The 26,093-nt window shown below is 34.4% G+C and carries 24 protein-coding genes and 1 pseudogene; 7 read left to right on the top strand and 18 right to left on the bottom strand.

The window, feature by feature from the left end; genetic code table 11:
* Positions 1–208: 208 nt before the first annotated feature.
* From K332_RS21815 to K332_RS21810, 5 genes and pseudogenes are all read right to left on the bottom strand, one after another.
* Positions 209–1,024, bottom strand: coding sequence for a DUF6612 family protein (locus K332_RS21815; protein ID WP_051359312.1), 816 nt, complete (start codon positions 1,022–1,024; stop codon positions 209–211).
* Positions 1,025–1,236: 212 nt separating this feature from the next.
* Positions 1,237–1,512, bottom strand: a complete 276-nt coding sequence (locus K332_RS0101680) for a hypothetical protein (protein ID WP_026905862.1) — start codon at positions 1,510–1,512, stop codon at positions 1,237–1,239.
* A gap of 344 nt (positions 1,513–1,856) precedes the next feature.
* Positions 1,857–3,809, bottom strand: a complete 1,953-nt coding sequence (locus K332_RS0101675) for an elongation factor G (RefSeq protein ID WP_026905861.1) — start codon at positions 3,807–3,809, stop codon at positions 1,857–1,859.
* Positions 3,810–4,033: 224 nt separating this feature from the next.
* Entirely contained in the window at positions 4,034–4,600 is a 567-nt protein-coding gene (locus K332_RS0101670) for an NADPH-dependent FMN reductase (protein WP_026905860.1), read from the bottom strand.
* An 11-nt stretch (positions 4,601–4,611) separates the two neighbouring features.
* Positions 4,612–5,677 (bottom strand): annotated as a pseudogene (locus K332_RS21810) (LLM class flavin-dependent oxidoreductase).
* Between the two features lie 448 nt (positions 5,678–6,125).
* Here K332_RS21810 and K332_RS0101660 point away from each other — a divergent pair.
* Complete coding sequence (locus K332_RS0101660; protein ID WP_026905859.1) at positions 6,126–6,770, top strand: carboxymuconolactone decarboxylase family protein; 645 nt, start codon at positions 6,126–6,128, stop codon at positions 6,768–6,770.
* 100 nt (positions 6,771–6,870) lie between these two features.
* Here K332_RS0101660 and K332_RS0101655 read toward each other — a convergent pair whose 3' ends face one another.
* On the bottom strand, positions 6,871–9,951 hold the full coding sequence (locus K332_RS0101655; protein WP_026905858.1) for an efflux RND transporter permease subunit: 3,081 nt from the start codon (positions 9,949–9,951) through the stop codon (positions 6,871–6,873).
* Between the two features lie 105 nt (positions 9,952–10,056).
* On the opposite strand from K332_RS0101655, the gene K332_RS0101650 reads away from it, so the two are divergent.
* The 3 genes from K332_RS0101650 (at position 10,057) to K332_RS0101640 (ending at position 13,788) form a co-directional block, all read left to right on the top strand.
* Positions 10,057–10,890 (top strand): TetR/AcrR family transcriptional regulator, encoded by an 834-nt coding sequence (locus K332_RS0101650; protein WP_026905857.1) that lies wholly within the window; start codon positions 10,057–10,059, stop codon positions 10,888–10,890.
* A 152-nt stretch (positions 10,891–11,042) separates the two neighbouring features.
* Positions 11,043–12,434: a TldD/PmbA family protein gene (locus tag K332_RS0101645; protein WP_026905856.1), complete on the top strand. Its 1,392-nt coding sequence runs from the start codon at positions 11,043–11,045 to the stop codon at positions 12,432–12,434.
* 1 nt (position 12,435) lies between these two features.
* Complete coding sequence (locus tag K332_RS0101640; protein WP_026905855.1) at positions 12,436–13,788, top strand: TldD/PmbA family protein; 1,353 nt, start codon at positions 12,436–12,438, stop codon at positions 13,786–13,788.
* A 188-nt stretch (positions 13,789–13,976) separates the two neighbouring features.
* On the opposite strand, the gene K332_RS0101630 is transcribed toward K332_RS0101640, so the two are convergent.
* A complete protein-coding gene (locus tag K332_RS0101630) occupies positions 13,977–14,363 on the bottom strand; it encodes a DUF4181 domain-containing protein (RefSeq protein ID WP_026905854.1) in 387 nt (128 codons plus the stop codon).
* A 121-nt stretch (positions 14,364–14,484) separates the two neighbouring features.
* On the opposite strand from K332_RS0101630, the gene K332_RS0101625 reads away from it, so the two are divergent.
* Positions 14,485–15,351 carry a proline iminopeptidase-family hydrolase gene (locus tag K332_RS0101625; protein ID WP_026905853.1) on the top strand — a complete coding sequence of 289 codons (867 nt, stop codon included), beginning with the start codon at positions 14,485–14,487 and terminating at the stop codon, positions 15,349–15,351.
* 32 nt (positions 15,352–15,383) lie between these two features.
* Here the strand turns inward: K332_RS0101625 and K332_RS0101620 are convergent, their stop codons facing one another.
* The 5 genes from K332_RS0101620 to K332_RS0101600 form a co-directional block, all read right to left on the bottom strand.
* Complete coding sequence (locus K332_RS0101620; RefSeq protein ID WP_026905852.1) at positions 15,384–15,827, bottom strand: hypothetical protein; 444 nt, start codon at positions 15,825–15,827, stop codon at positions 15,384–15,386.
* A 232-nt stretch (positions 15,828–16,059) separates the two neighbouring features.
* The gene (locus K332_RS0101615; RefSeq protein WP_026905851.1) at positions 16,060–16,923 is read right to left on the bottom strand and encodes an NAD-dependent epimerase/dehydratase family protein; all 864 of its coding nucleotides are present in this window, start codon (positions 16,921–16,923) and stop codon (positions 16,060–16,062) included.
* A 76-nt stretch (positions 16,924–16,999) separates the two neighbouring features.
* On the bottom strand, positions 17,000–17,164 hold the full coding sequence (locus K332_RS23870; RefSeq protein ID WP_156914128.1) for a hypothetical protein: 165 nt from the start codon (positions 17,162–17,164) through the stop codon (positions 17,000–17,002).
* A gap of 145 nt (positions 17,165–17,309) precedes the next feature.
* Entirely contained in the window at positions 17,310–18,521 is a 1,212-nt protein-coding gene (locus tag K332_RS0101605) for an MFS transporter (RefSeq protein WP_026905850.1), read from the bottom strand.
* A gap of 15 nt (positions 18,522–18,536) precedes the next feature.
* The gene (locus K332_RS0101600; RefSeq protein ID WP_156914127.1) at positions 18,537–18,938 is read right to left on the bottom strand and encodes a MarR family winged helix-turn-helix transcriptional regulator; all 402 of its coding nucleotides are present in this window, start codon (positions 18,936–18,938) and stop codon (positions 18,537–18,539) included.
* Between the two features lie 220 nt (positions 18,939–19,158).
* Here K332_RS0101600 and K332_RS0101595 point away from each other — a divergent pair, with 220 nt between their 5' ends.
* Complete coding sequence (locus K332_RS0101595) at positions 19,159–19,986, top strand: FtsZ/tubulin family protein (RefSeq protein ID WP_026905848.1); 828 nt, start codon at positions 19,159–19,161, stop codon at positions 19,984–19,986.
* Between the two features lie 447 nt (positions 19,987–20,433).
* Positions 20,434–21,036: a YqaA family protein gene (locus tag K332_RS0101585; protein ID WP_026905847.1), complete on the top strand. Its 603-nt coding sequence runs from the start codon at positions 20,434–20,436 to the stop codon at positions 21,034–21,036.
* 193 nt (positions 21,037–21,229) lie between these two features.
* On the opposite strand, the gene K332_RS0101580 is transcribed toward K332_RS0101585, so the two are convergent.
* The 6 genes from K332_RS0101580 to K332_RS21805 form a co-directional block, all read right to left on the bottom strand.
* A complete protein-coding gene (locus tag K332_RS0101580; protein WP_026905846.1) occupies positions 21,230–21,448 on the bottom strand; it encodes a hypothetical protein in 219 nt (72 codons plus the stop codon).
* Between the two features lie 86 nt (positions 21,449–21,534).
* Entirely contained in the window at positions 21,535–21,657 is a 123-nt protein-coding gene (locus tag K332_RS24355; protein WP_245604616.1) for a DUF6254 family protein, read from the bottom strand.
* A 25-nt stretch (positions 21,658–21,682) separates the two neighbouring features.
* On the bottom strand, positions 21,683–21,847 hold the full coding sequence (locus K332_RS24150) for a hypothetical protein (protein WP_169727343.1): 165 nt from the start codon (positions 21,845–21,847) through the stop codon (positions 21,683–21,685).
* Between the two features lie 94 nt (positions 21,848–21,941).
* A complete protein-coding gene (locus K332_RS0101565) occupies positions 21,942–22,628 on the bottom strand; it encodes an OmpA family protein (RefSeq protein WP_026905845.1) in 687 nt (228 codons plus the stop codon).
* Entirely contained in the window at positions 22,618–24,447 is a 1,830-nt protein-coding gene (locus K332_RS0101560; RefSeq protein ID WP_026905844.1) for a MotA/TolQ/ExbB proton channel family protein, read from the bottom strand. The genes K332_RS0101565 and K332_RS0101560 overlap by 11 nt, the downstream gene beginning before the upstream one ends.
* Before the next feature lie 312 nt (positions 24,448–24,759).
* Entirely contained in the window at positions 24,760–25,971 is a 1,212-nt protein-coding gene (locus K332_RS21805) for an alanyl-tRNA editing protein (protein ID WP_084287617.1), read from the bottom strand.
* Between the last annotated feature and the right edge of the window lie 122 nt (positions 25,972–26,093).

The raw sequence follows: 26,093 nt of genomic DNA, 5'->3' as shown, positions 1-26,093 counted from the left end.
TATTTCAGAACTTAGTAGCAGACATCAAAATAGCTACTAGTTACTTGAAAATTAGGACTTACAGTAGACTTACTCCATTAAGGGAATAAAACCAGGAAATACTTGAATATCCTGGTTCTGCTACTTCGACTATTATCCATCAATTGTCAAACTCGATTGGTCAACAAAAAAAGATTGATCACTTAGTGATCAATCTTTTTTCAAAAAATTAAAATCCAGTTTCATCAACTGCTGAGTCTAAAACTTCCTGTGGTACTTCAATTTTATCAATGGCATTTATATTAGTATATTCAGATTTCATATTTTGAACGATACTAATTGTTTCACCTTCTACTTTCATCGACATATCCATGTCAAGATTATACTTCTTTAAATCATATGTTTTATTATCTATATACATTTCTATATACAGCGTCTTAATTTCCATTTCCTCTAGTAATTGAGTTAGGTCACCCATTTCTGCTGTTAGTTCTTTTGGGAGATATTCATCAAGCATTTCTTCTGTTAACTTTTTAAAACCTTCTCCATCAGCAGTCAATTTGTATACAAACTCATTATCTTTTTCTTCAAATTCAAAATCCTCTACATATTCTTCCATCATTTTAAGCTGTTCAGAAACATCCGGTTGATTAGAAGTTAATGTATCAATTGGGAGAAGTGAACTGTCAGCCTTAATCCATTGTTCTGTCATAGATTCAAAAATATACATTTCATTATCTACAAAATAAATTTCCGTATCCATTTCCATAGGCATTTCTTCTCCGCCCATTGTCATAGACATCGTTCCTTTTTGGTGCATTGCGATCGGATCAATAATCATCGATCCTTCCATATCACTAGCGATAACTATTTTACCTTCTTCAGCCATTGCTATTTCTTGATTTAACTTCATACTAACTTCAGCACTTTCCATTTTATCTGCTGCTTCCATGGCTTTTGTATAAACATCTTCAGCATTCTCACCACATGCCACTAGACCAAAGGTTAGCATAACTAATGTGCTTATAAAAAACAACTTTCTCAACATGTCATCCCCTTAATTAAGTATTCGTTTCGCCTTATATTTACGACAATTACTTATTAAAGGTTTCAAGTTTAGACATTATAAAGAGATTTTGATTAAAAAGCCCTACCTGAAAAAGAAATCTTCAGTCTATAACTAGTTCAAAAGTATTATTATTATAAAACAACTAAATTTAAAAAAGGAAACCCTGAATAGAAGTTTCCTTTCTATCATTACAGAACATCATTAATATTCTGCTGCGCTTCTTGTACTTGCTGTCTAATATCATGTAATGATTCAAATGCTTGTTGGAACTGAGGATTTTCTGTTGCTTCTGTTCCAGCTTGATTTTGAACACTTCGCAATTCGCTTTCAGCTTGGTTAAGTGCACTCTCAGCTTGTTCAAGAGTTTGTAAATCCTGTCCCTGAGCCTGAATGACTGCATCCTGTGCTTCTTTTAATAACCTACTAGCCTGTTGTAACTTTTCATGCAAATTTAAATATGCCATTATATTAAACCTCCGTTATCTTAGAAAATCAACAAAATACTACCTTTATTGTTTCTAACATCCTGACAAATATGCGCCAATATAAACATTTGAATCTTATAGTGAATTTTTTCCATTGGTTTCAAAAATATAATTGATTACGTAATTTGTTTATAAAACTGCGAAGTTACAAAGTCCTTGGTTTCCTAATATGATACATGGTCTATTTGAATGGGATTTATTTTTTAATGACTCCGGAATATGGTCTGTTTAAAAGTTCATTAAAAAAAGCCCTTCCTTCAATCACAAGAAAATGACCACTGTTTAGTCACAGGGTCATTGGGATATTTCATAAGTTCATATGATTATAAGCAGTGCATCATTTTCTCCGCTTCATCCCATCTCACACTATATCCAGCACCCTTTGCACAGAAGACCGATGAGGATGTATACTTCGAATCGGAGTCTTTATCATAATTAATTTTCTTGATTATTTCTTGTTCATTATGACAGAGATCGTAGCCTATAAAATTTAGCGAAATACTTCCTTTACCTTTTGTAAAAGAAGCAAGTATCATCGGGTATTCCATAAAAGTTGAAACCGGAGCCATACCAGTAATTATCGCTTTATCACCATCAGTAATCGGTGGATCGAATTTTCCATGGGCAGTTTGGATATCAGCTAACACCCTTCCCATTTGAGAAATATTAACCTTGATTTTAAAGCTATAAAAAGGCTCTAACAATCTATTATTTGCTTTTTCTAATCCTTGTCTAATTGCTCGAAATGTCGCTTCTCGAAAATCCCCACCATGGGTATGTTTGTTATGTCCTCTTCCCCTTAAAAGTGTTATCTTAACATCGGTTAACCCAGAGCCTGTTAATAACCCATGATGTTCACGTTCAAAAACATGTTGCCTAACCAAATTTTGTAATCCAACAGATAAGTGATCCGTGTGACAAATACTTTTAAACTGGACACCACTATTACGGGATGCTGATTCAATCTGGAGATGTACTTCAGCATAATGTTTAAGTGGCTCGAAATGCCCATATCCTGTGACACTAGATTCTACTGTCTCCTTATATATAATTTCTGGTTTTTCAAATTCAACCACTAAGTTAAAACGTTCTAGCACAACTTGTTTCAGTACTTCTAATTGTATTGTCCCCATAACGTGGATATGAACTTGTTGTAGTTGCTCCTCCCAAGTTACTTTCAATGAAGGATCTTCAGAGTCAAGTACTTTAAAGTAAGTTAAAGCCTCTTTCACATTCACCTTGGGTTCAAATACTACCTTTGAACGAAGGGTTGGAATCATTTCATAGGTAAGTTTCTCAGATAATGCACCCACACCATCACCAATCACAGCATTAGTTAACCCTAAAACAGCAAAAAGCTCCCCAGCACAGACCTTTTGCACCGTATCAAATTGGTTTCCATTATACTTTCTTATTTGCGTTATCTTTTCCATTTCTCTATTGTCTGAATCTCCATAAGCTATCTCATCCCGAACATTTAAAGTACCATGTAACGCCTTTATAAATGTCATCCGTGTCCCTGTTTCGTCATATCGGATCTTGTAAACACGGCCCGCAAATTCCCCTTCCACGTTGTAGTGTGTGCGTGTTAGATAATCAAAGTTCTCTAAAAATTCTTCGATGCCTATGTCTTGGAGGGCCGAACCATATGAACAAGGAAATAGCTTGCATTTCTTGACCATTTCCTGCATCTTTTGTAGCCATAATCCACGATTAACACCATTACTCATATAGTACTCCAAGAGTTCATCATCTCGTTCAGCAATAAAATCAACTATCTCTTCACTTAATGAATCTTTTATAGAACAGCAATTAATATCTAAAACATCACTCTTAAAATTAGCACGAATATCACTTAAAACCGTCCCAACATTTCCTCCATCTCTATCTGTCTTATTAATAAAAAAGAAGGTTGGAATATGATGTTTCTTCAATAACTTCCAAACTGTTTCTGTATGACCTTCAATTCCTTCTACCGCACTAATGATAATGATAGCAGCATCCATTACTTGAATAGCTCGCTCCATCTCCGGAGAAAAGTCGACGTGTCCGGGAGTGTCAATCAGATGATATGTAGAATCTTTATAATTAAAAATCGCTTGATCCGCAAATACCGTGATTCCTCTTTTCTTTTCAATATCGTGATTATCCAAAAAGGCACTTTGATGGTCTACTCTACCTCTAGATTTTATTGCCTTAGTATGAAAAAGTAATTGCTCGGAAAATGTAGTTTTACCAGCATCAACATGCGCTAAAATCCCAATAGTTTTCTTCATTTTTAATCTCCCTGTAATCTGGACTCTCAAAATATTATAACAAATTCAACCTTTAATTTCCTTTTAATGATAATACACTTCCCTTTCATTTTCATCTGTTCATGTAAGCTAAAATCAATCTAATTTAGAAACTTTTAATAAAACAAGAGAATTACTATATGTACAAAGTTATTTTCTTTACTGATTCCTAATAAAAAGAAGAACCTAGTTTATACCAGATTCTTCTAAAAACCGTATTCTACTTCTTTTGCTTCACGAATGTTTTCGTATGTTTTGGTTAATGTTACTAAATCTTCTGCTAAGCGTTCCATTCTAAAGATTACATCATCATTAGTAATTTCTTTCAGATAAAAATCTTGTTCTTCCAAAAACACGTAAGTCTGAACAATCTGTGCCTTCATATATGCTACTATGGGTTTTAATTGTTGTTCAGCAACCAAATAATGCTTTGCTGAACCGGCAGTCACAACAAATCCTACAACTTTATTTAAGAAAGCTTTTTCTGGTAATAAATCAAAAATATTCTTAAGTGTTGCCGGAATAGAGGCTTGAAATACAGGAGTACCAATTACTACAGCATCTGCTTCCATAATCGTTTGCGTCACATAGCCAGTATCTCCATCATAATCCGTATAGTTACGTCCATCACTAAATGGCAAATCATAGTCTGCTAAGTCAATTAATATAAGTTCAACATCTGTATATTTATCAGCTAAAATATTCATCATTCGCTCCATTGCTGTCCTTGTTTTCGATCCAACAATAGACCCAGATAAGCCTACAATCTTCATTCATGCTCCCCCTATTTCTTTCGTGTATGCTTCTTTATTTCAGGTAATATTTTTGTCCCTATTATATCAATATTACGTTTCAATTTATCAAAAGAGATTCCACCAAAATCCATTTGTCCTATATAACGCTGGTGTCCAAAAACCTCATGTTGATATAGAATTTTCTCAATTATCAACTCTGGACTACCAATATTCATTACATCATGGGGGTGTGCTCCTTGTGCAAAATGTTGCTTTGGAAAACCACTACCATTCGTTAATTTCATTCCCTCATTTATATATGGATAGGTTTCAGCTTGCGCCTGTTGTATTGTATCAGCAACATAGAAAAAGCCTGCTGCTGCTGCTATTGGTAGCTCTTCTGGGTTGGTTGTGTCCATTTCTTCTTGCGGCATCAAGATAAATATCTACAGAGCGTTTAAAACTTGTAACTGGTCCACCTAGCATAGCTAAAAACATTGGAATACCAGCGTATCCAGCTTTCATAGCACTTGCAGGAGGCCCACCAACTGCACGCCAAATTGGTAATGTACCGTGTAGAGGTCTAGGAATTACTTTTGCATCTCTTAATGGCGCTCTAAATTCCCCCTCCCAATTAACAACTTCCTCTTGATTTATTCTCAATAACAATTCGAACTTTTCTTCAAATAAATCTTCATTGTCCCTTAAACTGTATCCTAGCAGGTCAAATACACCAACTCTGGATGCACGTCCAGCAATTAATTCAGCTCGACCATCTGAAATTAAATCTATCGTCGCAAAATCTTCATAAACACGGACAGGATCTAATGTACTAATAATTGTCGATGAACTCGCAATTTTAATTTTTTCTGTTGCCTGAGCAATAGCTCCTAAGACTACTGTGTGTCCTTGTGTCGTAAAATAATCTTGATGGCCCTCTCCAACACTAAAGAAATCAATACCAGCTTGTTCAGCCATCTTAGCTAACTCAATTATTTCCTTAATACGTTATTGGCTAGAAATACGCTCTCCCGTATGTGGATCAGCAATATGATCACCTAATGTATATATACCAAATTCTAACCCGGAGCTAGGGTCTATTCGATATTTTTCCATAAAAAAACTCCTCTACTCTACATCTCACTACTAAGATTAAAGTAATTGAGATTATTTCTCACTTAATAGTACACTAAACAAATCTATTTAAGCTAATAAACTGCTTAGTGCAAAAGCAACGGGCCAGTCGCTTCTCAAAACATAGAACCTAAAATAATCATAAAAATTCCTTTCATTATTTCCAAGGCCACTTACTCCTCAAATCATATTATTATCAAAATATTAAAATGATAGTTTCCTATCATATTTATACATACAATATCGAATGAAAACTTGAAAAATAAATAAGAGTTATTAGGATAATTTTGTTTAAAACTCTATCTATTGGGTAATTTGAAAGTAGGAAGAATAGATTAGCAAATTTCTCACTAAAACTTTTTCTACTACTTCCACTAAATTGTCCCATTTGTTATTGAATGGACAAAATACTATAAAAGGACGATTTAAAATGACACATTTTTATTCAAAAGAGGAAAGTTTGACTAGATTAAAGGATTTGGCTCCAGATCAATTACAAGCATTTAATGATTTTAATATGGCTGTATTTAAGGACAGTATGTTGACTAGGAAAGAAAAAGAAATTATCGCAGTTGCCATAACGCATGTAACACAATGCCCTTATTGCATTGATTATCATACGAAGAATGCTAAAAGAGTAGGCGCAACACTTGAAGAATTATCTGAAGCAGTATTTGTCACTGCGGCTGTAGAAGCAGGAGGCGCTGTAACACACAGTACACATATTCATAATGCGAAAGATACTGAAGCATCCAATTCCCTCTATGAGCGTTCTAATTTAAAAAGCCTAGGCCAACTAGTAAAATTTTCTAAAGAAGCATTCAGAGGCTACCAAGCTTTTAGCACTGCTGCAACGAAGGATGGGAAACTGAGTGGGAAGTTCAAAGAAATTATTGCTGTAGCTGTTGCCACAGCAACACAATGCCCTTATTGTATCGACGTTCATACGAAGAATGCAGAGAAGCTAGGAGCAACAAATGAAGAACTTGCAGAAGCAGTTATGGTAAGTTCAGCATTACGAGCAGGCGGAGCTTATGCACATATGAGAATTATGATGGCTAGTTTTACAGATTAATTATGTTACTTATTTCGTTCTTACCTTGAAAATTATTTATCTATTCTACCAGAATAAAAAACAGGTAGTTCAGCCTAATAAGCAGAACTACCTGTTTTCATTAATTATCCTGAATTTCTTTACGATTTTTCTTAAAGATTTTCGATAAGATTTCATAAACAATAGGTACGATGATTAAAGTCAAGACGGTTGAACTTGCTAATCCACCGATAACTGTAATCGCAAGACCTTTTGAAATTAATCCTCCACCTGCATTGCCAAATAACATCGGAATTAAGGCACCCATTGTGGCAATTGCTGTCATAAGAATCGGACGAAGACGTGTCATACCAGCTTCTAGTATTGCATCACGCATTTCCATTCCTTCGTGCTCCATGTGGATTATACGATCAACCAGTACAATCGCATTCGTAACAACAATACCTATTAACATGAGTAATCCCATCATAACTGTAACCGAAATCGTTTCACCTGCAATAAGCAATCCAACAAATGAACCAATAACCGCAAATGGTAAAGAGAATAGAATTGCAAATGGTGCTAATCCTTCACCAAATGTTACAACAAGAATAAAGTATACAATAAGCACAGCAGCTAGCATAGCAAATCCAAGTTGTGTAAATGTTTCTTCCATATCAGCGGTTACTCCGGCAACACCAGTCGTAACCCCTTTCGGAAACTTCAGTTCACTAACAGCTTCGTCAACTTCTGCTGAAGCCTTTGAAATATCATCCCCGACAATTGTTCCAGAAACTGATGCATAATACTCACCCTTACTTCGAGCAAGTGTATTTAATGTCGTGCCTTCTTCTATTTCAACTAGCTCAGACAGTGGCATAGTCGTTCCTAATGCTGTCATTACTTCCGTTTCTAGCAATTCATCGATTGATTTTGGTTGTTGAATTTGTTCATCATGTTTGACAATAACATTAAGACCATTACCATCTTTTTCAATTGTTGTTAATACGTCTTCTGTTCGATTCGGATTTAACAACATAACAATTTGTCCCGTTGTTAGACCGTATTGTAGAAGCTCTTCTTGATCAACCTTAAATGTATATTCTACAAAAGATTCCTCTTTACTAGAAGATACATCCGTTAAACCTTCCGTTTCATTCATTGTCTCTTCTACCATCGATACAGCTTCATTTAATTTATCTAAGTCTTCACTATATAATGTATAGCTTAACTCATTAGAAGAAAATGCCATAGAAGAGAAGTTTTGGCTCTTCCATTCTCCAGACTGCCCAATATTAAAGACGTACTCTTCAATATCTTCACGAACTTCTGGGAAGTTTTCCATATCTGGGTCGAAGATTAGGTACATTAGTGCACCGCCACCACCAACCATCATGGAAGCTTGTGGATCATTTTCTGTAATCGATAATTGAACGATGTCAATATCCTCACGTTTTAACATCTCTTCTTCAACTGCGGAAACATTTTCTAATGTTTCCTCTGGAAGTTCTCCTGTTTCAGGTGTGTATGTTAAGTACATTACCTTTTCTTCTTCACTACCAAGGAAGCTAAAACCAATTAATGGCATTAATGCCAAGCTTCCAATTAACATAATAATTGCTACTGTAGACGTAATAATTTTATGGTTTAACGTCCAACGTAAAACACCTTTATACCAGTTAGCTAACTTACCAGCTTCTTTATGTTTAATTTCCTGTTTTTCATTATATAGCTTCTTCTTAAATAGGAAATGCGATAATGCTGGTACGATAGTTATTGCCACAAGTAATGATCCGCCTAATGCAAATGTCATCGTTAGTGCGAATGGTAAGAATAATTCTCCAACCATACCTCCAACAAGCATCAACGGTGCAAATACAGCCACCGTTACTAAAGTAGAGGAAGCAATTGGTTTAAACATTTCAAGTGTTGCTTCACGAACTAAAGCACGACCATTTAATTTTTCTTCTTTCAAATGTAAACGCCTGTAAATGTTCTCCACTACTACAATCGAGTCATCAATAACACGTCCTATGGCGACCGTTATAGCACCAAGCGTCATAATATTCAAGGTAATATCCAACCAATTCAACAGCATTAATGCGATGAAAATGGATACTGGAATAGATACAATTGCAATAATTGTTGATTTAAAATCACGCAAGAATAATAGAATGATTAGAACTGCAATAAGTCCTCCAAAAACAGCTTTTTCTACCATTGTTGCAACCGAATCTTCAATTGGCTCACCTTGGTCTAAAGAAACCTCTACAACTAAGCCTTCAAGATTTGCTTCTTCTTCCTTCATTAAGTCCTTTACTTCATTTACTACATCAACTGTATTCGCATCTTGTCCCTTAACAACCTGAATTGCAATTGCGTTTTCTCCATTAGTACGGGAAACGGATTGAACCTTCCCAACTACTTCAACCGTTGCAACATCACTTAATTTCACAAAAGGAACAGGCTGATTTTCAGAAGGAGTAACAGGAATTAGCATGTCTTTCAAATCATTTTCTGACATGAACTTCCCGTCGATTGCTACAGCTTGCTCCCCTTCTTCAAACTCATAAAGACCTAAAGAAATTGCCATATCGCTAGCTTGAATCATTTGCTTAACATCATCTTCTGTCAAGCCAAATTCTGTCATTTTTTCTTCATCATATCGTAATTCAATTTCCTCGATATGTTGACCTGTAATCGTTGCAGAAGCCACCCCGTCTAATTTTTCTAGATTGGGAAGGATAACTTCCTGAACTGTTGATGTTAGATCCACAATATCTTCTGTTTCACTACTGATACTTAGAGCAACCACTGGCATCATATCCATACTAATGGCTGTAATAGTTGGTTCTTGTGCACCTTCTGGTAAGGTCACATTATCAAGTGCAGAATCTAATGCACGTTTAGCCTCGTCCATATCAATACCATAATCATATTCGACTTGGATGCTTGCCATATTCGCATATGAATTAGAATAAACGGCATTTACGTCCTCAAGATTTTCCACCGTTTTTTCAAGTGGTATGGATATTTCCTCCATTACCTTTTCAGGTGTTGCACCTGGATAAACACCAGTTACCATTAAATAAGGAATAGAGATATCAGGTATCATTTCAGTCTTCATTCGTGAACCAGAATAAATACCTGAAACAATAATGATAAAAGTTAATAGCCAAACTGCTAACTTATTTTTAACTACAAAATTTACAAAACCTTTCACATTTACACCTACCCTAAATTGACTTTATGAACTCATTTCTCTATACTAATGACTACACAGTCATTTTGTCAACTAAATACAAAGATATTAGGAGAAAATTTACAAATGAGCAAAAAACAATTAATAATGAAAAAAGCACTTGAACTATTTGCAAAGCAGGGATTTGAAGCTACTTCTGTTCAACAGATAACTGATTATTGCGGTATATCGAAGGGTGCTTTTTATTTATCATTTAAATCAAAAGACGAATTAATACATGGATTAATTGATCACTTTATGCAGCAATTGACAGTTGACGTTGACTACACGGTCAGACATTCAAATTCTAATGATATCTTGTATTACTTTTTCCATACTACCTTCCAAGCATTCTTAAAGCATGCAAACTTTGTTAAATTATTAATGAAGGAACAGACGTATTCACTTAATGATGAGTTATTAACAAAGATGCATTATTATGACCAAAAGACAGATGAAACCATTTTATCCATGATTGTCAAAGCTTATGGTGAAAAAATTAATAATATCAAGTATGACTTGATTTTTACTATTAAAGGACTAATCAACGGGTATGCAGGTTTCATACTTTTTAATAAGATAGAATTTAATGTTGATTTAGTAGCCAGATCATTAGTAGAAAAAACAAATTTACTAGCAAAAAATATTACAACACCATTTATTACGAAAGACTATATACATATGTTTCATAAACTTGAAAAGGAAGAAATATCAAAAGGTGATCTCCTCATTCAAATTGCTGCAGTATTGGAAGAATTAGAGGATTCCATTGAAAAAGAATCATTACTTCTTTTGAAGGAACAAATAACAAATTTAACCTATAATGCTGCTATTATAAAAGGATTAATTGAAAATATCCGAAAGCATCCACAATGTGTATGGATATCTTATACACTTATGAAGTATTTTTATATTCAATAACTAAAAGCACCTCAAAGTTTGAGGTGCTTTAATAATTTCAATTTCTCGGTCTCAGGACTGAGGTTACCCCCGCCTCAAGATTAATGTAATTCTATTTAATTTGATATATAATAAATTCTGATAAGTTAAACAAATCACAAGGGGGGAATTACATGTTAAACAAGTCACTAATTGAAGATGTGCTCTCTGCTGCACTAATAACCGGTGGTGATTTTTCGGAAGTATTTGTTGAAGACCGCTTTACAAATCGGATGACCCTTCAAAGCAGCAAATTGGAAAAAAGTTTATCAGGGCGAGACTTCGGTGTTGGAATCCGAGTATTCAAAGGATTAAATAGTATTTATGCCTATACAAATAACTTTTCAAAAGAAGGCCTACTACAGGCTGCAAATGCTTGCGCACAAGCTATTCAGAATTCTGAAGAGAAAACCATCGTTGTACCTTTAGTAAAGCAAACCAATGAATCGATACACCCTTTTCAAATTATGCCAAACAGTGTGGAAAAAGGTCGTAAACTTCAAGTTTTACGTAAGGCAGATCAAATAGCACGTAGCTACCATTCTTCTATTTCACAGGCTATTATTGGACTTGTGGAAGAAGAGCAGCATGTACTAATTGCTAATTCAGAAGGTACATATATAGAAGATACACGTGTATGGAGCCGTTTGGCCATAAATGCAATTGCCTCCAACGAACATGATATGCAGACAGGATTTTATGGACCTGGAAGAATGCAAGGTTTCGAATTTATTCAGAACCTCAATCTAAAACATTATGCAAGAGAAGCCGCAAGAATTGCAGTTACCATGTTAAATGCGGAGCACGCACCAAGTGGTAAATTCCCTGTAATCATTGACAATGAATTTGGTGGAGTTATTTTCCATGAGGCTTGTGGACATGGTTTAGAAGCTACATCAGTGGCAAAAAACAATTCTGTATTTGCGAATAAAGTTGGTAAAAAAGTAGCCTCTGATTTAGTCACTTATATCGATGATGGGACGATTACCAATGAATGGGGTTCCATTAACATTGATGATGAAGGAGAAAAAGCCCGTAAAAATGTATTAATTGAGAATGGTATTTTAAAAGGTTATATGATTGATAAGTTTAATGCCAGAAGAATGAATGCTGAATCTACTGGTTCTGGTCGCAGGGAATCCTATAAATATGCCCCAACTTCACGAATGACCAATACCTATATCGCACCAGGAAGCTCAACGCCTGATGAAATTATTGCCAATACGGAACACGGAATCTATGCCAAATATTTGGGTGGAGGGCAGGTCAACCCAGCCACAGGTGATTATAACTTTGCTGTTAATGAAGCATATCTAGTTAAAAACGGAAAAATTGATAAGCCATTACGTGGTGCCACACTTATAGGTAACGGTGCGAAAACAATCCAAAAAGTAGACATGGTTGGAAACAATCTTGGCCATGGTGCAGGTATGTGCGGTGCTTCAAGTGGAAGTATTCCCGTTAATGTAGGACAACCTATGCTTCGGGTTAGTGAAATTACTGTGGGTGGAAGGGAGGCAAACTAAGATGGATTTAATCACTTTTCGGAATAAACTTTTTGCTGAAGGAGAAAAAATAGGGCTTTCTGATATCGAGTTATACTATGAAAAACAATCTGGATTTGGGTGTCAGGTTTCCCAAGGCGAAATTGATGACTATCGCTCTTCTACTGTTAGTGCCGTTTCCGTCCGCGGTCTTTACCAAGGTAAAATGGGATACGCATACACAGAAAAACTCGATGAGGATTCTGTAAGTTTTCTATTAAGTAATTTAAAAGAAAATTCTGTTCTCATAGAAGGTGACCCTGAAAAGCTATTTACAGGTGATACTACCTATGAAAAACTAGATTTTTACTCGCCTGCCCTTTTAGAAACAACCATTGAAGAAAAAATTAATTTTCTAAAAGAAGTGACAAATAAAATCTATGAATATGATAAACGAGTTGTACAAACTAGTTATGCTTCCATTCAAGACCAACTAGTTGAAAAAGCAATTTTTAATAATAATGGTCTATCCTTACAAGACCGTAATAATTTCCTTTTTGTTATGTTTTTAGTAGTAGTAAAAGAAGATGAGGAAATCAAATCTGATTATTATTTCAAATTAACTAAAGATTTGGGAGCAATGGATGCAGATGAAATTGCCAAAGAAGCCGTTGAAAAGAGTTTACGTCACTTAGGAGGAAAGCCATATCCAAATAAAACCTATCCAATTATTTTAAATAATTCTGCCTCTGCTGGATTATTAGCAGTCTTCTCCCCTACCTTTTCAGCAAAATCAGTTCAGGATAATCAATCTCGACTGAAGGGGAAATTAGATACGATGATTGCATCAAAGGCAATCACACTTATTGATAATCCACATTTACCTGATGGCATTAAAAGTGGAACCTTTGACTCGGAAGGTGTTCCTACTAGAAAACTAACAGTTGTGGAAAATGGTATATTGAAATCTTACTTCCATAATTTAAAAACGGCGGAGAAAGATGGTGTTAAGTCTACTGGACATGGCAATAAATCTTCATATAAAGATTCTATTGGTGTTAGTCCTTCTAACTTCTATGTTCTTCCAGGAGATACATCCTATGAAGATTTATATAAAGATTTTGAAGAAGGCATCATGATAACTAGACTTTCCGGATTACATTCCGGTGCTGATCACGTCTCTGGTGATTTTTCCTTAGCCGCAGAAGGATTTTATATAAAAGATGGGAAAATCCTTAGCCCAACTAACCAAATGACCATTGCAGGAAACTTCTTTGAATTGTTGCATAATGTTGAATCAGTAGGAACAGATCTTGAGTTTACACCAGCGGATTTCTATGGTTATATTGGTTCTCCATCTTTGAAAATAAAAGGGTTAGCTGTAACAATTGATTAATTAAATAGAATAAACAGTAGTGGGTAAAATCATCCATCGATGATCTTATCCATTACTTATTAGAATCCTCATCATAGCAAACCCATTCCCATTGACTTTTTTCAAGCATCTGATAAAGTCCCTTGTTACCCACCGCTTGGAAAGAATTCACTTCACCCTTCACGTATATTTCGTAATAACTATCCATGTTATTCCACAACTTCTTTGTAGGGTGCTATGGTTTGTTGCATATGGATATTAGATCCAACAAACATTACTAGTAAACCAATAGCCCAAACCAATGTAAGAAGGTATTGTTTGTCTTCACGATCAAATTTGTATTCCATGAAAGCACGGGTAGCAAACAGAATGAAACCAAATCCAAAAAACAAGTAATCTTCTACTACATCGAAAAATAAGTAATTCACTACTACGAAGAGAATAGCAAAACCTAGGAACAAAATTCTTTCAAGCCATTTGTGTAAATTACTATAAGACCTAAACGGAAGATTATCTTCATTAATATTAAACTTTTTCTTTAAGTATCGATTTAAAATAATAATAATCAATAAAATAACCCATCCAAATACTAACACAACATCTCCCCATTAATTCAGAATTTTATTAATAGTATACCATTGGGGCTATAATCGTTGCAAATTGGTATAAAAGTGGTACGATAGTTAGTAATTTATCAGGAAAAAGGGAGAATGCGCTATGGCAACAACTGAGGGATTTATTCAAGTAACCGGTGGTAAAGTTTGGTATCAATTGCACGACAATAATTTAAATAACGAGCCCGTTATTATTCTACATGGTGGCCCTGGTTCCTCACATTGGTCACTACAGGGGTTGAAAGAACTTGCTAAAGTACGGCCTGTCATCCTATATGATCAATTAGGTTGCGGAAAATCAGATCGACCTGATGATTCCTCCCTTTGGAAGATTGAACGTTTTGTTGATGAGGTAAAGCAATTAAAAGAAGGACTAGGTTTAAAAGAATTTCATCTTCTAGGACATTCCTGGGGCACCACCCTTGCAGCAGCATATTATTTAAAATATCCTGAAGGTGTTAAAAGCATCATTTTTTCAAGTCCATGTTTAAGTGCGCCAAGATGGGCTGCAGATCAAAAAAGAAATCTAATGAAGTTACCAGAAAATGTACAAATGACAATTCGAGAATGTGAGGAAAATGGTAATACAGATTCAGAAGCTTACAAGGAAGCAACAAAATTTTTTAATAACCAATTTGTTTGCCGATTGCCAGAATCTGAAATACCTACTTTTCTAAAGGAAGGTTTCAAACATAAAAACACAGAAATATATAATATAATGTGGGGCGCATCAGAATTTGATGTTGCAGGTAACTTAAAGAACTTTGATTGCACCAATGAATTACATAAAATTACCGTTCCAACCTTATATACTTGTGGCAGATATGATGAGGCTACACCTGAATCCACTCAGTACTTTAGTAGCCTTACTCCTAATAGCCTATACCATGTTTTTGAACATAGTGCACATATGCCCTATATTGAAGAACCCGATAAATATATAAACGTAATGAGTAATTTTTTGTCATAAGAACGTAACGATGAGATTGAACTAGGAGTAAATTAGTTCAATCTCTTATATTTATGGATTAAAACTAAGAACATAATTTCTATAATAAAACCAACTACATGTATTAAAGTTATGAACCAACTGATTGTATCCATCTGCAGATTCATATGAAAAGGAGTGATTATATACGTTCCAAGGATAATAATCATATAAATGATAAAGAAGTTATTAGTATAATTATGAATTTCTTTATCTAATCTATCTTTAGCAATTACAATTAATATCTGGAATATATGAAATACTAATATTAACTTCAATAATCCTAATAACATATGATAGATTGACCAAACAGATAGAAATTGAGAGGTTTCACTAACTATACTTTGTGAAATAAATATACTTGGTATAGAAAATATAACCAGAACTATTGCCCAACCTTTTGCCTTGCCACCTGTCTTATATTCATCAACAAAATAAGATAGACCTGAACAAATCAAAATATAGCCAATTGAGTCTGGTTAAATATCAATTAAAACTATAATTATTCCCAACCAAAATACTTTTTCCTTCATCAGATAGCCCTCCGCCCACACTATTCTCATCCAATAGTTATCATAAACTTATTTTCAACAGAAAGTGAATACATTAATTTAAATTATCGCTATATTCACAAATAAAAAGCCTTAAACTTGAAACCCTATCAAGTTTAAGGCACAATCTATAGCTTATTTATTTAGATAAATATGTAATTAATTCTGGTAACCAATTAGTAAGATTAGTAAATTTGTATCCTAATCTTGCGGCTTTTTCATTATTTAATGTCCATGTTTCCTTTATCGCATACGGGGACTCAAGCTGTTCTTCCGAAGTAATATTTACATCACATGTAGTCTTTTCAGAAACAAGTTTCATTAACGCTCCCATTGTTATAAAACCATTTGCACATACATTAATAGGACCTGTAAAATCCGTATCGGCAACCCACGCTAAAAACTCTCCTGCTTCTTTCTGATGAACAAAACACATTTCGGCTTTAAGATTCGGAAAGTATACTTTCTTTCCTTCTTTAACACTCTCCACATAGTACTTTAACCTTTCTGTGTAATCTTGTTCACCTAACACAATCGGAATACGCATTGCTACTACTGGAAAAGTTGCTTTTTGAAAAAAATATGCTTCTGCTTGTCTTTTTCCTTCTTGGTAGGACACTTCTTGTCTATCGACCATGTTCAATTCATATGTAAAAGGATTAAACTCTTCTTCCGTCATTTTCATTCCATAATCATAAACTGATAAAGTAGAAGTAAAGACATAACGTCTCATTTTCCCTTCCAAAGTGTTAGCAATTATTTTCGCATCATTCGAAGAAAAACATAATTGGTCAAATACTACATCCCATTCCCTATCTTGAACTGCAGCCTCGACAGATTCCATGTCAAATCGGTCAACCTTCAATCGTTCTACTTTGTCACCAAATGGATCATCACTATATTGTCTCGTTGCAACAGTAACCTTCATTCCTCTTGCTAATAAATCCTCTACCAAGTTGACACCAAAAAATCTGGTACCACCAAAAACAAGTGCTGTTTTCATCTGAATACTCCTCTCAAACATTTTTCTTTATTTTACCATAAGTAACATACAAAAAACTCCTCTACACCAGAGGAGCTTAGCCTACATTTTTACTTTGAATCAGTTGGACTTGACGTTGTTTTTTTAACATCTTTACCTTTTTACTTTTTCTATTCTTTTCATATAAGTTACTATCTGAAGCATACTTTCTCATTTCCTTCATTTTTTCTTCAACCAACATTCTATTAATATCGTAATACATGTTATTTCCTCCCTTTGTTTTCTTACTTCTATCATACTCATTTCACCTTTCATTAACCTCGGGACCGCGACTGATTTTCAAACACAAAAAATCCCTACTTTTACTGTAGGGATTTTCAGTCTAAAGTCTGAAACCAAGCCTTTATTTACATGTTTTCAACTGGTACTTGTTGTTCCACCATTTCTTTCTTTTCTTGCCAAGATTGCTGAATTATAAACATTCCTAGAACCACAATTAATAATATTGCACAAGTTACATACAACACTTGGAAATTAAACATTGCAACAATCATTCCAAGCACATAGGATCCTGTTGCAATACCAATGTCCCAGAAAATATAGAATGTGGCAGTTGCGTGACCACTTCTTCCAGGTCCTCCGGCTTGAATGGACATTGTTTGAAAGCTTGGGAGCAGAGAACCACTACCTAAACCTATAATTCCTGCTGCAACAAGAAATACCCATGGAGTTGTACTAAAACCTAAAATTACTAATCCAACACTGAATATTAATAAACACGGAATTATTACATATTTTGGTCCTTTCACATCAAACAAGTTTCCGAGCGTAGGACGGGCTATAATCATAACAACAGCAAATACTACAAAGAAATAACTTGCAACACTTGCTAAATTATGTGCCTCTGCAAATACACTGACATAGGAAAGAATACTTGAATAGGATAACCCTACAAATAAACTAATAACTGCAATTGGTAATGCTTTTACCTCTATCAAATTGTGGATAGAAAACTTACTCTTTATCGTTTTAGGAGCTTCATTTGCTAATGTTGGTACCTTTACCTGGATTGCACAAATAACACTAATTAATATAATGAAACTTACGATAATAAATAATAATTTAAATGAAATAAATTGAATTAGTGTTAAACCTAAAAACGGGCCTACAACCATAGCTATATTAGTTGCCATAGCAAAGTAACCAAGCCCAGCACCTTTTCTTTCATTTGGCACTACATCTGCAGCTATGGCACTAGCAACAGTTGTTAACACTCCAAAAGAAAGCCCATGAATAAATCTAAGAATCATTAATCCTAAAAAGCTATCAATCATAAAATAAAAAAACATGGTACCTGTAAACAAGCCCGTGCTCCATAAAAGTGTTCTTTTCTTACCTAACTTTTCAATTAGATTACCAGATATTGGTCTCATGATAATGGCAGCAATTAACATAATAGTTACAACTAAACCGCCTTCTGCTTCCGTCCCACCCAATTCTTTAATAACATATATTGGCAATGTAGTAAGTAACGTATAAAATCCAATAAATACAATAAATTGCACCAGGGAAATATTAATAAAGTCCCTTGTCCAAATCTTATTTTGATGATTACTCATGCTGCAAATCCCCCACTATTCTATCTTTTGAAGTAATTCAAATAATATTTCTTTTTCCTGTTCTGATAAATTGAAGAGAATTTTCTCCTCATGTTTAGAAACCGTATTCTCGATTTCCTTATATTTTTCCCTTGCTTCTCTTGTTAACTCAATATAACGCTCACGTCTATCATCTCCTGCAACTCGAATAATCCAACCATTCTCTTCCATTCGCTTCACTGTACGAGTAATGGTTGGTGCATTCACATGAAAATAATTCATAATCTCCTTTTGTGTCTTTGTACCATGTTTATATAAATAATATAAAATTGACCATTGTGAATTATATAAGCCATGTTGCTGTAAACTTTCATTTAGGTTTTTGCTAATATACCGGACACGTTGATTCATTAAATGAAGTAAATCCTGATTTAACATGTTCATCCTCCAAATAGTTACCTAGGTAAGTATTTTTCAATACTATATACAATACACCTTTCTATCTCATTTGTAAAGTTTATTTTAGAAACAGACATGGATTATCTATCATCCTGTTCAACAAAACTAGTCCTTTTTCTTAACACAAAGTGACAAACTTTATATAGAATATCTGATATTATGGTGAGAATAATGATTGAAAAGAGTTGGGAGAGACGACATGGAGAGAATTTTTGGACCATTTAAAATGAAAACAGACTTATCTAACAGGAAACAATCGATTATTGCTGAATTAGAGCAGGATGACCTTTGTTTTTATCGTTTTATTGGTGGAAATCCAAGTGAAGTTCAAGAACTACAACGTGAACTACAGTCACTTAGAGAACGAAAAGCCCTTCTTATTGGCGTCTTTCGATTTCCATTTCGATTTGAGGGTAAAAGAAGGCAACTAACAGCTAAAGAACAATATTACATTATGAAAGAATACTGTGATGCTGTTATTTTCTTTAACAGTGATGGATTAATGGAAACCATTAATCCATCAACACCAATCCATGAAGCACAGGATATCTTTGATACAATCGAGGACCTAACGATCAAAGCATTAAGGGAAATGATTGATGAAACAGGGAAAGTAAATATAGATTATCAGGATATTAAAACATTTATATATCAAAATAGGGGTCCATTATTTCTACACGCAATAGAAGGTAGAAAATTTGATGAGCCTTTAAAACAATTGATATCTACTCCATACTTGCCAAAGGATTTCACAGAAGCGGAACAATTAATTATAAATATTGGCTATACACGAGAAATAGATATGGAGACATTTAGACAAATTAACTTACGTTTAAATGATTTATTCGATAAAGCAGAGTTATTTAAAATTGGTTCCTATTGTATGGACGAGCCCGGCCAAAAGTTTAAAATCACAATGCTGGTGAATGGATTGAAAGATCCGGTTGAGATGCCAAAAGAAGCGGTAAAAAGACCAAATGGAAAGTATAAAAAATTCATACAGAAGTGGTTAGCGGAGTTTCGCTAACCACTTTTCACATGTTAAGATTCAGGTGCTAATTAATAAAGTGGCACCTGTTATTTTGTTTTATTATTTTCACACTAAAAGACTTTATACATTTTTTACAAATATCCGTTCAAACTAATATTCAAGGAGGGATTCTTTTATGAAAGACAAAAAGAAAAAACACAAAAGTAAAAAGGAACTCAACGAAATGAAAGGTAAAGTAAGATATCCTAAAAACAGACAATAACCTGATGGGCAGTCCACTATCCTAGGAGTGAAACTGCCCATTCCTTTGTAATAATTGCCCTTTACAGATTATAGTTACTTTTACAATTCAATTATAACGATCAAAACATCGACGAAATCATAAATTCCTGACTATGAATCTGGGACTTTAGAGGGGACTGACACCGTTTTCTATGGTATACTTTCAATATATACTCTAGTCCCCTACAAAGGAGATGTAACATGGTCCAACAGGTCAGCGAATTTTTCGAAAACTTTGGATATATAGGGATCTTTATTCACTCATTTATTGATGCTATCATATTCCCTATTCCCGCGTTTTTCACCCAAGTTTCTCTTAGTATGTTAGACCCGCATTCTGCAATATGGCTTGCAACTGTTGGTTATATTGCCTGTTTATTAGGTACCCCGATTGGTTATTTAATTGGTAAAAAACTTGGTGAACCCGTTTTACATAAATTTCTTAAACCAAAATGGGTTGAAAAAGCAACCAAATCCTTCACCCGCAATGGAGAAGCCGCTATTCTAATTGGTGCATTTACACCAATACCTTTTAAAGTATTTACCATTCTTTCAGGATGTTTTCATTATTCGGTTTGGAAATTAATTGGCTATGCTGCAATTGGGCGAGCTGTTAAATTTTATGTTGTAGGGGTAGCTTTTTATTTATTTGGTCGAGCATCGGAGGAATTTGTTACACAATACCTAACCTATTTCATGGCCGGAATTGCGGTAATTCTGTTGGGCTTATTTTATTTTAAAAGAAGATTGGCAAAAAAGAAGGCAAAGGCAAATCAAGATAAACAAGAAAATTATGTAGGTTAATATAGAATACTATGGTGTTGCCAAGCTCCTATCGAACGGCTTAGTTGCGCTAACGCTAGGTATTTCAAAAATTGATCTTTTTCATACATACAAAAGGCGGGATAAAATCATCCTGCCTTTTCTGATTTAATAGTTGTAGTAGTTCTTACTTTTTACTTATACCCCTTATTAACCCAAACACCTTACTTGTTCATTATGCATTTTCTGAACCGATGGTAAAGCTTAATATATCCGCTTCTTTATCCCAATCGACCATAATTTGAACTTCTTTCCCTTTGCTATTTTTCACTAAAAAACTTGGATAACCGTGGTCTCCTGCAGTTTCTAATTGTTCTTCAAAGTTATACCTTAAATCCTCACCTAATAGTTCATTTACTTTTTCTATAGCCTGATTATGGCTAAGATTATGCATGTATATTTCTCCTTTTAAAGTGTTCTAGGTTAAATGCTTTATCTAGTGACTGGGACTAGTTGTACAAGTCCCAGTCCTATTATTTATTATTTATCTCCCTTTAGTGCTTCTTCCGCAAGTTGTTCAAAAGATTTTACTTTACCATGTGGATTTTTAGCTTTTTTATTGGCTGTCCATTGCCTTTGTTTTTCTTTATTAGAACGAGTCATAATGATACTCTCCTTTTAGCGCAAATTATTTTTCCTTATTATTAGCTCGTGCCTTTTTGGCTTTTTCTTTATGTGCTTGGTTTGCTTTTGCACTACCAAATTCTTTAGAAAACTCTGTATCCTGTTTAGCTGAATCAAACCCTTTTTTATTCTTTTGATCCTGGTCATTCTTTTTTGTTCGTTTCGCCATGGTTTACCTCCTTTTTCTTTAGTATGGAATAGGAGTATTTAAATATGCCGATTTTGCCATTAAAAATAGGCGATACTATCGCCTATTGTAATACCTACTCTCCTAATATTTCCCTTGTTTTATTTAAAATCTCTTCATCCTTCAATCGAAATTTAAACTCCACTCTCCGTGATGCCTCGGCACTATATTCGCCATTTTTATCTGTTCGAAAATCTGTATAGGACCTACTGTTAACTGTTAATTTTCCAGCTAAGTGTTCCTGTATGTTTTTATATGGAAAGTCATTTCCTAGTATATAAGAAGCGACACTATAAGCACGGTCCTGTGCAAGCTCCAAATTATACAAATAACCACCATTTCTATCTGTATGTCCTTCAATAATAATTTCAGCGACATACGCTTCATAGCCTTCGTTTAAGAGAACATCTAAATACTTAGGAACAAATTCATCTAGGAATTGGTAAGAATCGGGCTTTAAATCGGCTTTATCATACTCAAATAATATATCAGTCTCAAATATAATTGCTCCTGTATTCTCATCCACAGTAATTCCTGTACCATCAAACTCCTCTTTTAGATCATTAACCAGTTGAACACGAACACCCATAATCTGATCAATTGTCCGTTTCATTTCCTCAATTTGATATGACTTAATCACCATCATTGCTATAAAAATCAATATGAAACACAGTAAAATAACTGTTAATACATCTGTAAAAGATGGCCAAAAATGTCCCTCATCACTTTCCTTTTTAAACAAGCGCTGATACTTAGTATCCATTTTGGTTCATCCCTATCCCAGGTTGTCTTGATGGACCTTGTGTACTAACTACACTCATTTGTCTAATAAGGGTTTGCATTTCTCTACCTAATTCCTGTACCATACGTTGTATATACTGAGAATTACTTTGTTGGTTTTGTTCTGTTATTCTTCTTATTTCCATAAATTCACGTTTCAAATTTTCATTTGTATGATCCATGGTTCCAGTTATATTACGCACTACTTGATCCATGCGGCTACCAAAGGATCCCTCTAAACTTGATACATAATTAGAAAGTGTATCCTTTAAAATACCAACACTAGTTTCAATCTGATTTTCTCTGTGATTGAAACCTTGGTTCATTTGAGATATTTTAGAATCTAGTTCTTGCATCAACTGACTATTCTTCATACTTACTTGTTCGAATGTTTTTGTAACTTCTCGTAAATGTCTTTCAAACGACATCGACTCTGTTGTATGTTCTTTTAAATGGTTACCAAATGTCCTATTAAAGTGCTTTAATTCTTCAAAGCGGTCAGACAATAGATGCTTGTATTCGTTTTGAGTCTGATTAATAATCTCCAAGGCTTCCGGTAAATCAGATATGGTTTCCCCAAGCCTATCAAAGTCTCTTGATAACTCACCAAGATAATTTGTAATTCCACCCATTTTGGAAGATAAATCATTTCCAAAAATATTTTTCAATTCGTTATTATTAGTTTCCATTCTTTTAACCAGTTGATTACTTTGATTCGTTATTTGACCAAAAGAATCAGAGATAGCTTTCTGTCCTTGTAAAATAGACGAGGTGAAATTTTTGAGTTCCGTGACTGAACCCTCAAATTGTTGTAAGGTTTGCTTTTGGGCGTCGGATACATCCTTTACTTTTGAATACGTACCTTCCATTGTCTTGACCATTCGCTCATTTTTTTCATCAACCTTTTGAAAATACGTGAATAGGGTATCAAAATTATTGTTTAAAGTGGATGTTCCCTCATCAAAACCAGTAGTGACCTCTTTCATTTCATCAAAAAGGATATGAAATTCCTTTAAGTTTCCGGATAGACCATCATTAAACTGAACCAAATCTTTTGCTGATTGCTGTAAACCAGTAGTATATTCTTGAAACCCTTCAAACGCTTTTTCCAAACTGCCTAAGGACTTTTGATTGGTTTCTTGTAGATTTAAAATAGATTGATTTATCATCTCCGAAACAAGAATTAATCTACCTAAATTATTATCATCATTTCCTTCTAAATTTGATTCAACTTTCAACATAATGTCAGTGAGTACATGCTCTGTATTCAATGCTTTTAGTAAAATAGTCATAATTAAGGAAAATCCCATTCCAGCAATACTCGTGTAAAATGCTACATCAATACCAGTGAGTACTGCTGCAATATTTTCAACTAGTTGATCACCTGTCGAATCGATACTTCCTAGAGAAATAGTTAGACCTATAAACGTACCTAACACACCAATTAGTATAAAAACTGAAACTGTCATTTGAATGATCTTAATTAAATTTACAACAGGTATCCCAAACACGCGCCAGCTGGAAAATCTTTCTTGGACAAAGGTTTCTACGGCAACAGGGTCTTCTTGCTGCCTTTTTTCATATTCTTTTTGAAATGCATTCAAAGGCTCTATATCCATTCGATTCGTGTCATTAAAGTAGTTCCTCAGTTTTCTTAGCTTCGTAAACAATGCTAAATGAACAAACAATGTAACAACAAAACCTATAAATAACACCAAAAAAATCAACTCAATCAACGGACTCGCCAAAATTGCCTCTGCCTTTTCCTCACTAGTAAATAACCCCAAAATAAACTGCACCACAACTACCTCTCCCAACTATAAATAATCATTAGTACATGTTATTCGAACACTAATTGAAACATGCTTATGAAGCTTGTTTTGTGGTGCCTGTCACTTCCCGATTTTTGTCAGATTTAGTCGAAGCGCTTTCCTTATTTCCATTAGAAAAACCCACATTCGCTCAGTCCCTAGCGAATGTGTTAGCTTTTCTTATGTCGGCGGAAAGTTTTTTATACTTTCCTATCTACCAAAGAAAAGGCTACCCCATGAGAGTAACCTTTAAACTGATTTATTATATATAATTTCTGATTTCATAAGACTAAATGGCGTATATCATTCCAATTTTAAACTTATTACATCAACTAATAATTTCATTAAGTCATCTGCAGTGATTACTTTCTCTCCACCACCTTGAGCGATTAAATCATTTCCTCCTCCCTTACCATTTATAATTGGCAATACCTCCTTCAACACTTGATTCATACTAATGGAAATATTCTTCCCACGTGCACAAACAAATTGAAGAGTATCCCCTGTTTCGTTAATCAAAAGAACAATAATTTCATCAGACCGTGATGTTATATTTTTAGCTAACGACTGAAGTTCAGCAAATGCCCGGTCAACATATAGTTCTTTTATTAACTTGTAAGAATGTTTAGCTTCAGCTTTTGTAATCAGCGATTCAGCCTCGTATGTATTAAGTTGCTGTTTTAAATCCGCAATCTCCTTTTCTAATGCCTTCGACTGGTCAAGAACTCGCTTAGCTTCCTTTTCTAGTTCCTCTTGTGGGGAGCTTAATAGGACAGTTAGATTTTGTATCACTTGATGCTTTTCATGAAGCTGTGTACGTACCCTTCTACCACAAACAAAAAATACACGAATGAAATTCTTCTGTTTTTCCCAATGTAATATCTCAATCGAACCAACTTGTCCGGTTGCTTTTGGATGGGTACCGCCACAACCGTTATAATCAAAATCTGGAATAATCACTAGACGAATATTATCATTGACAGCCACTTCTTTTCTAAGCTTGTATTTATTTAGATCATCTTTCTTAACCCATCTTGTTTCAATTGGGCGATTTTCGATAATGATAATATTTGCTACTTTTTCAGCTTCGTTGGCCTCTTGTTCAGTAAGACTTTCAATAGATAAATCAATGGTACAGAGTTCTTTCCCCATATGAAAGCTTACCGTTTCATAACCAAATTCCTCCTCAAAGGCAGCTGACAATATATGTTGACCCGCATGTTGTTGCATATGATCCATACGTCTTTCCCAATTAATTTTTCCAACACATTCCGATTTCACTTTAATTGGCTCAGAGATATAATGCCTAATTTCCCCATCAATTTCCTCCACATTATACACTTCCAAGCCATTCAAAGTACCTATGTCATGAGGTTGCCCACCTCCAGTTGGATAAAAAGCTGTTTGATCTAGAACCACAAAATGTTTGGACGCCTTATCTGTTTCCGATTTAAGAACTCTTGCCGTGAAGCGTCCTAGATACTGGTCTTGATAATATAGTTTTTCCGTTACCATATACATTCTCCATTCAAGCTATAAAATCTTTATAAATATATCAATAATATAACCTCCAACGCGTATGAAATAAAGTTTTAAACTAAATATTATAATTTAAAAAAGTAACCACTATAGTTAGT

The organism is Paucisalibacillus globulus DSM 18846 (assembly GCF_000482485.1).
Classification (GTDB): domain Bacteria; phylum Bacillota; class Bacilli; order Bacillales; family Amphibacillaceae; genus Ornithinibacillus; species Ornithinibacillus globulus.
The sequence above is the reverse complement of the archived record's forward strand: the minus strand, read 5'-3'. Positions and strand labels throughout refer to the sequence as shown.

Coding starts and splice junctions, on each gene's coding strand:
- K332_RS0101680 (WP_026905862.1), bottom strand. CDS start 1,512: ATGGCATATTTAAATTTGCATGAAAAGTTACAACAGGCTAGTAGGTTA.
- K332_RS0101675 (WP_026905861.1), bottom strand. CDS start 3,809: ATGAAGAAAACTATTGGGATTTTAGCGCATGTTGATGCTGGTAAAACT.
- K332_RS0101670 (WP_026905860.1), bottom strand. CDS start 4,600: ATGAAGATTGTAGGCTTATCTGGGTCTATTGTTGGATCGAAAACAAGG.
- K332_RS0101660 (WP_026905859.1), top strand. CDS start 6,126: ATGACACATTTTTATTCAAAAGAGGAAAGTTTGACTAGATTAAAGGAT.
- K332_RS0101650 (WP_026905857.1), top strand. CDS start 10,057: ATGAGCAAAAAACAATTAATAATGAAAAAAGCACTTGAACTATTTGCA.
- K332_RS0101645 (WP_026905856.1), top strand. CDS start 11,043: ATGTTAAACAAGTCACTAATTGAAGATGTGCTCTCTGCTGCACTAATA.
- K332_RS0101640 (WP_026905855.1), top strand. CDS start 12,436: ATGGATTTAATCACTTTTCGGAATAAACTTTTTGCTGAAGGAGAAAAA.
- K332_RS0101625 (WP_026905853.1), top strand. CDS start 14,485: ATGGCAACAACTGAGGGATTTATTCAAGTAACCGGTGGTAAAGTTTGG.
- K332_RS0101615 (WP_026905851.1), bottom strand. CDS start 16,923: ATGAAAACAGCACTTGTTTTTGGTGGTACCAGATTTTTTGGTGTCAAC.
- K332_RS23870 (WP_156914128.1), bottom strand. CDS start 17,164: ATGTATTACGATATTAATAGAATGTTGGTTGAAGAAAAAATGAAGGAA.
- K332_RS0101605 (WP_026905850.1), bottom strand. CDS start 18,521: ATGAGTAATCATCAAAATAAGATTTGGACAAGGGACTTTATTAATATT.
- K332_RS0101600 (WP_156914127.1), bottom strand. CDS start 18,938: ATGTTAAATCAGGATTTACTTCATTTAATGAATCAACGTGTCCGGTAT.
- K332_RS0101595 (WP_026905848.1), top strand. CDS start 19,159: ATGGAGAGAATTTTTGGACCATTTAAAATGAAAACAGACTTATCTAAC.
- K332_RS0101585 (WP_026905847.1), top strand. CDS start 20,434: ATGGTCCAACAGGTCAGCGAATTTTTCGAAAACTTTGGATATATAGGG.
- K332_RS0101580 (WP_026905846.1), bottom strand. CDS start 21,448: ATGCATAATCTTAGCCATAATCAGGCTATAGAAAAAGTAAATGAACTA.
- K332_RS24355 (WP_245604616.1), bottom strand. CDS start 21,657: ATGACTCGTTCTAATAAAGAAAAACAAAGGCAATGGACAGCCAATAAA.
- K332_RS24150 (WP_169727343.1), bottom strand. CDS start 21,847: ATGGCGAAACGAACAAAAAAGAATGACCAGGATCAAAAGAATAAAAAA.
- K332_RS0101565 (WP_026905845.1), bottom strand. CDS start 22,628: ATGGATACTAAGTATCAGCGCTTGTTTAAAAAGGAAAGTGATGAGGGA.
- K332_RS21805 (WP_084287617.1), bottom strand. CDS start 25,971: ATGGTAACGGAAAAACTATATTATCAAGACCAGTATCTAGGACGCTTC.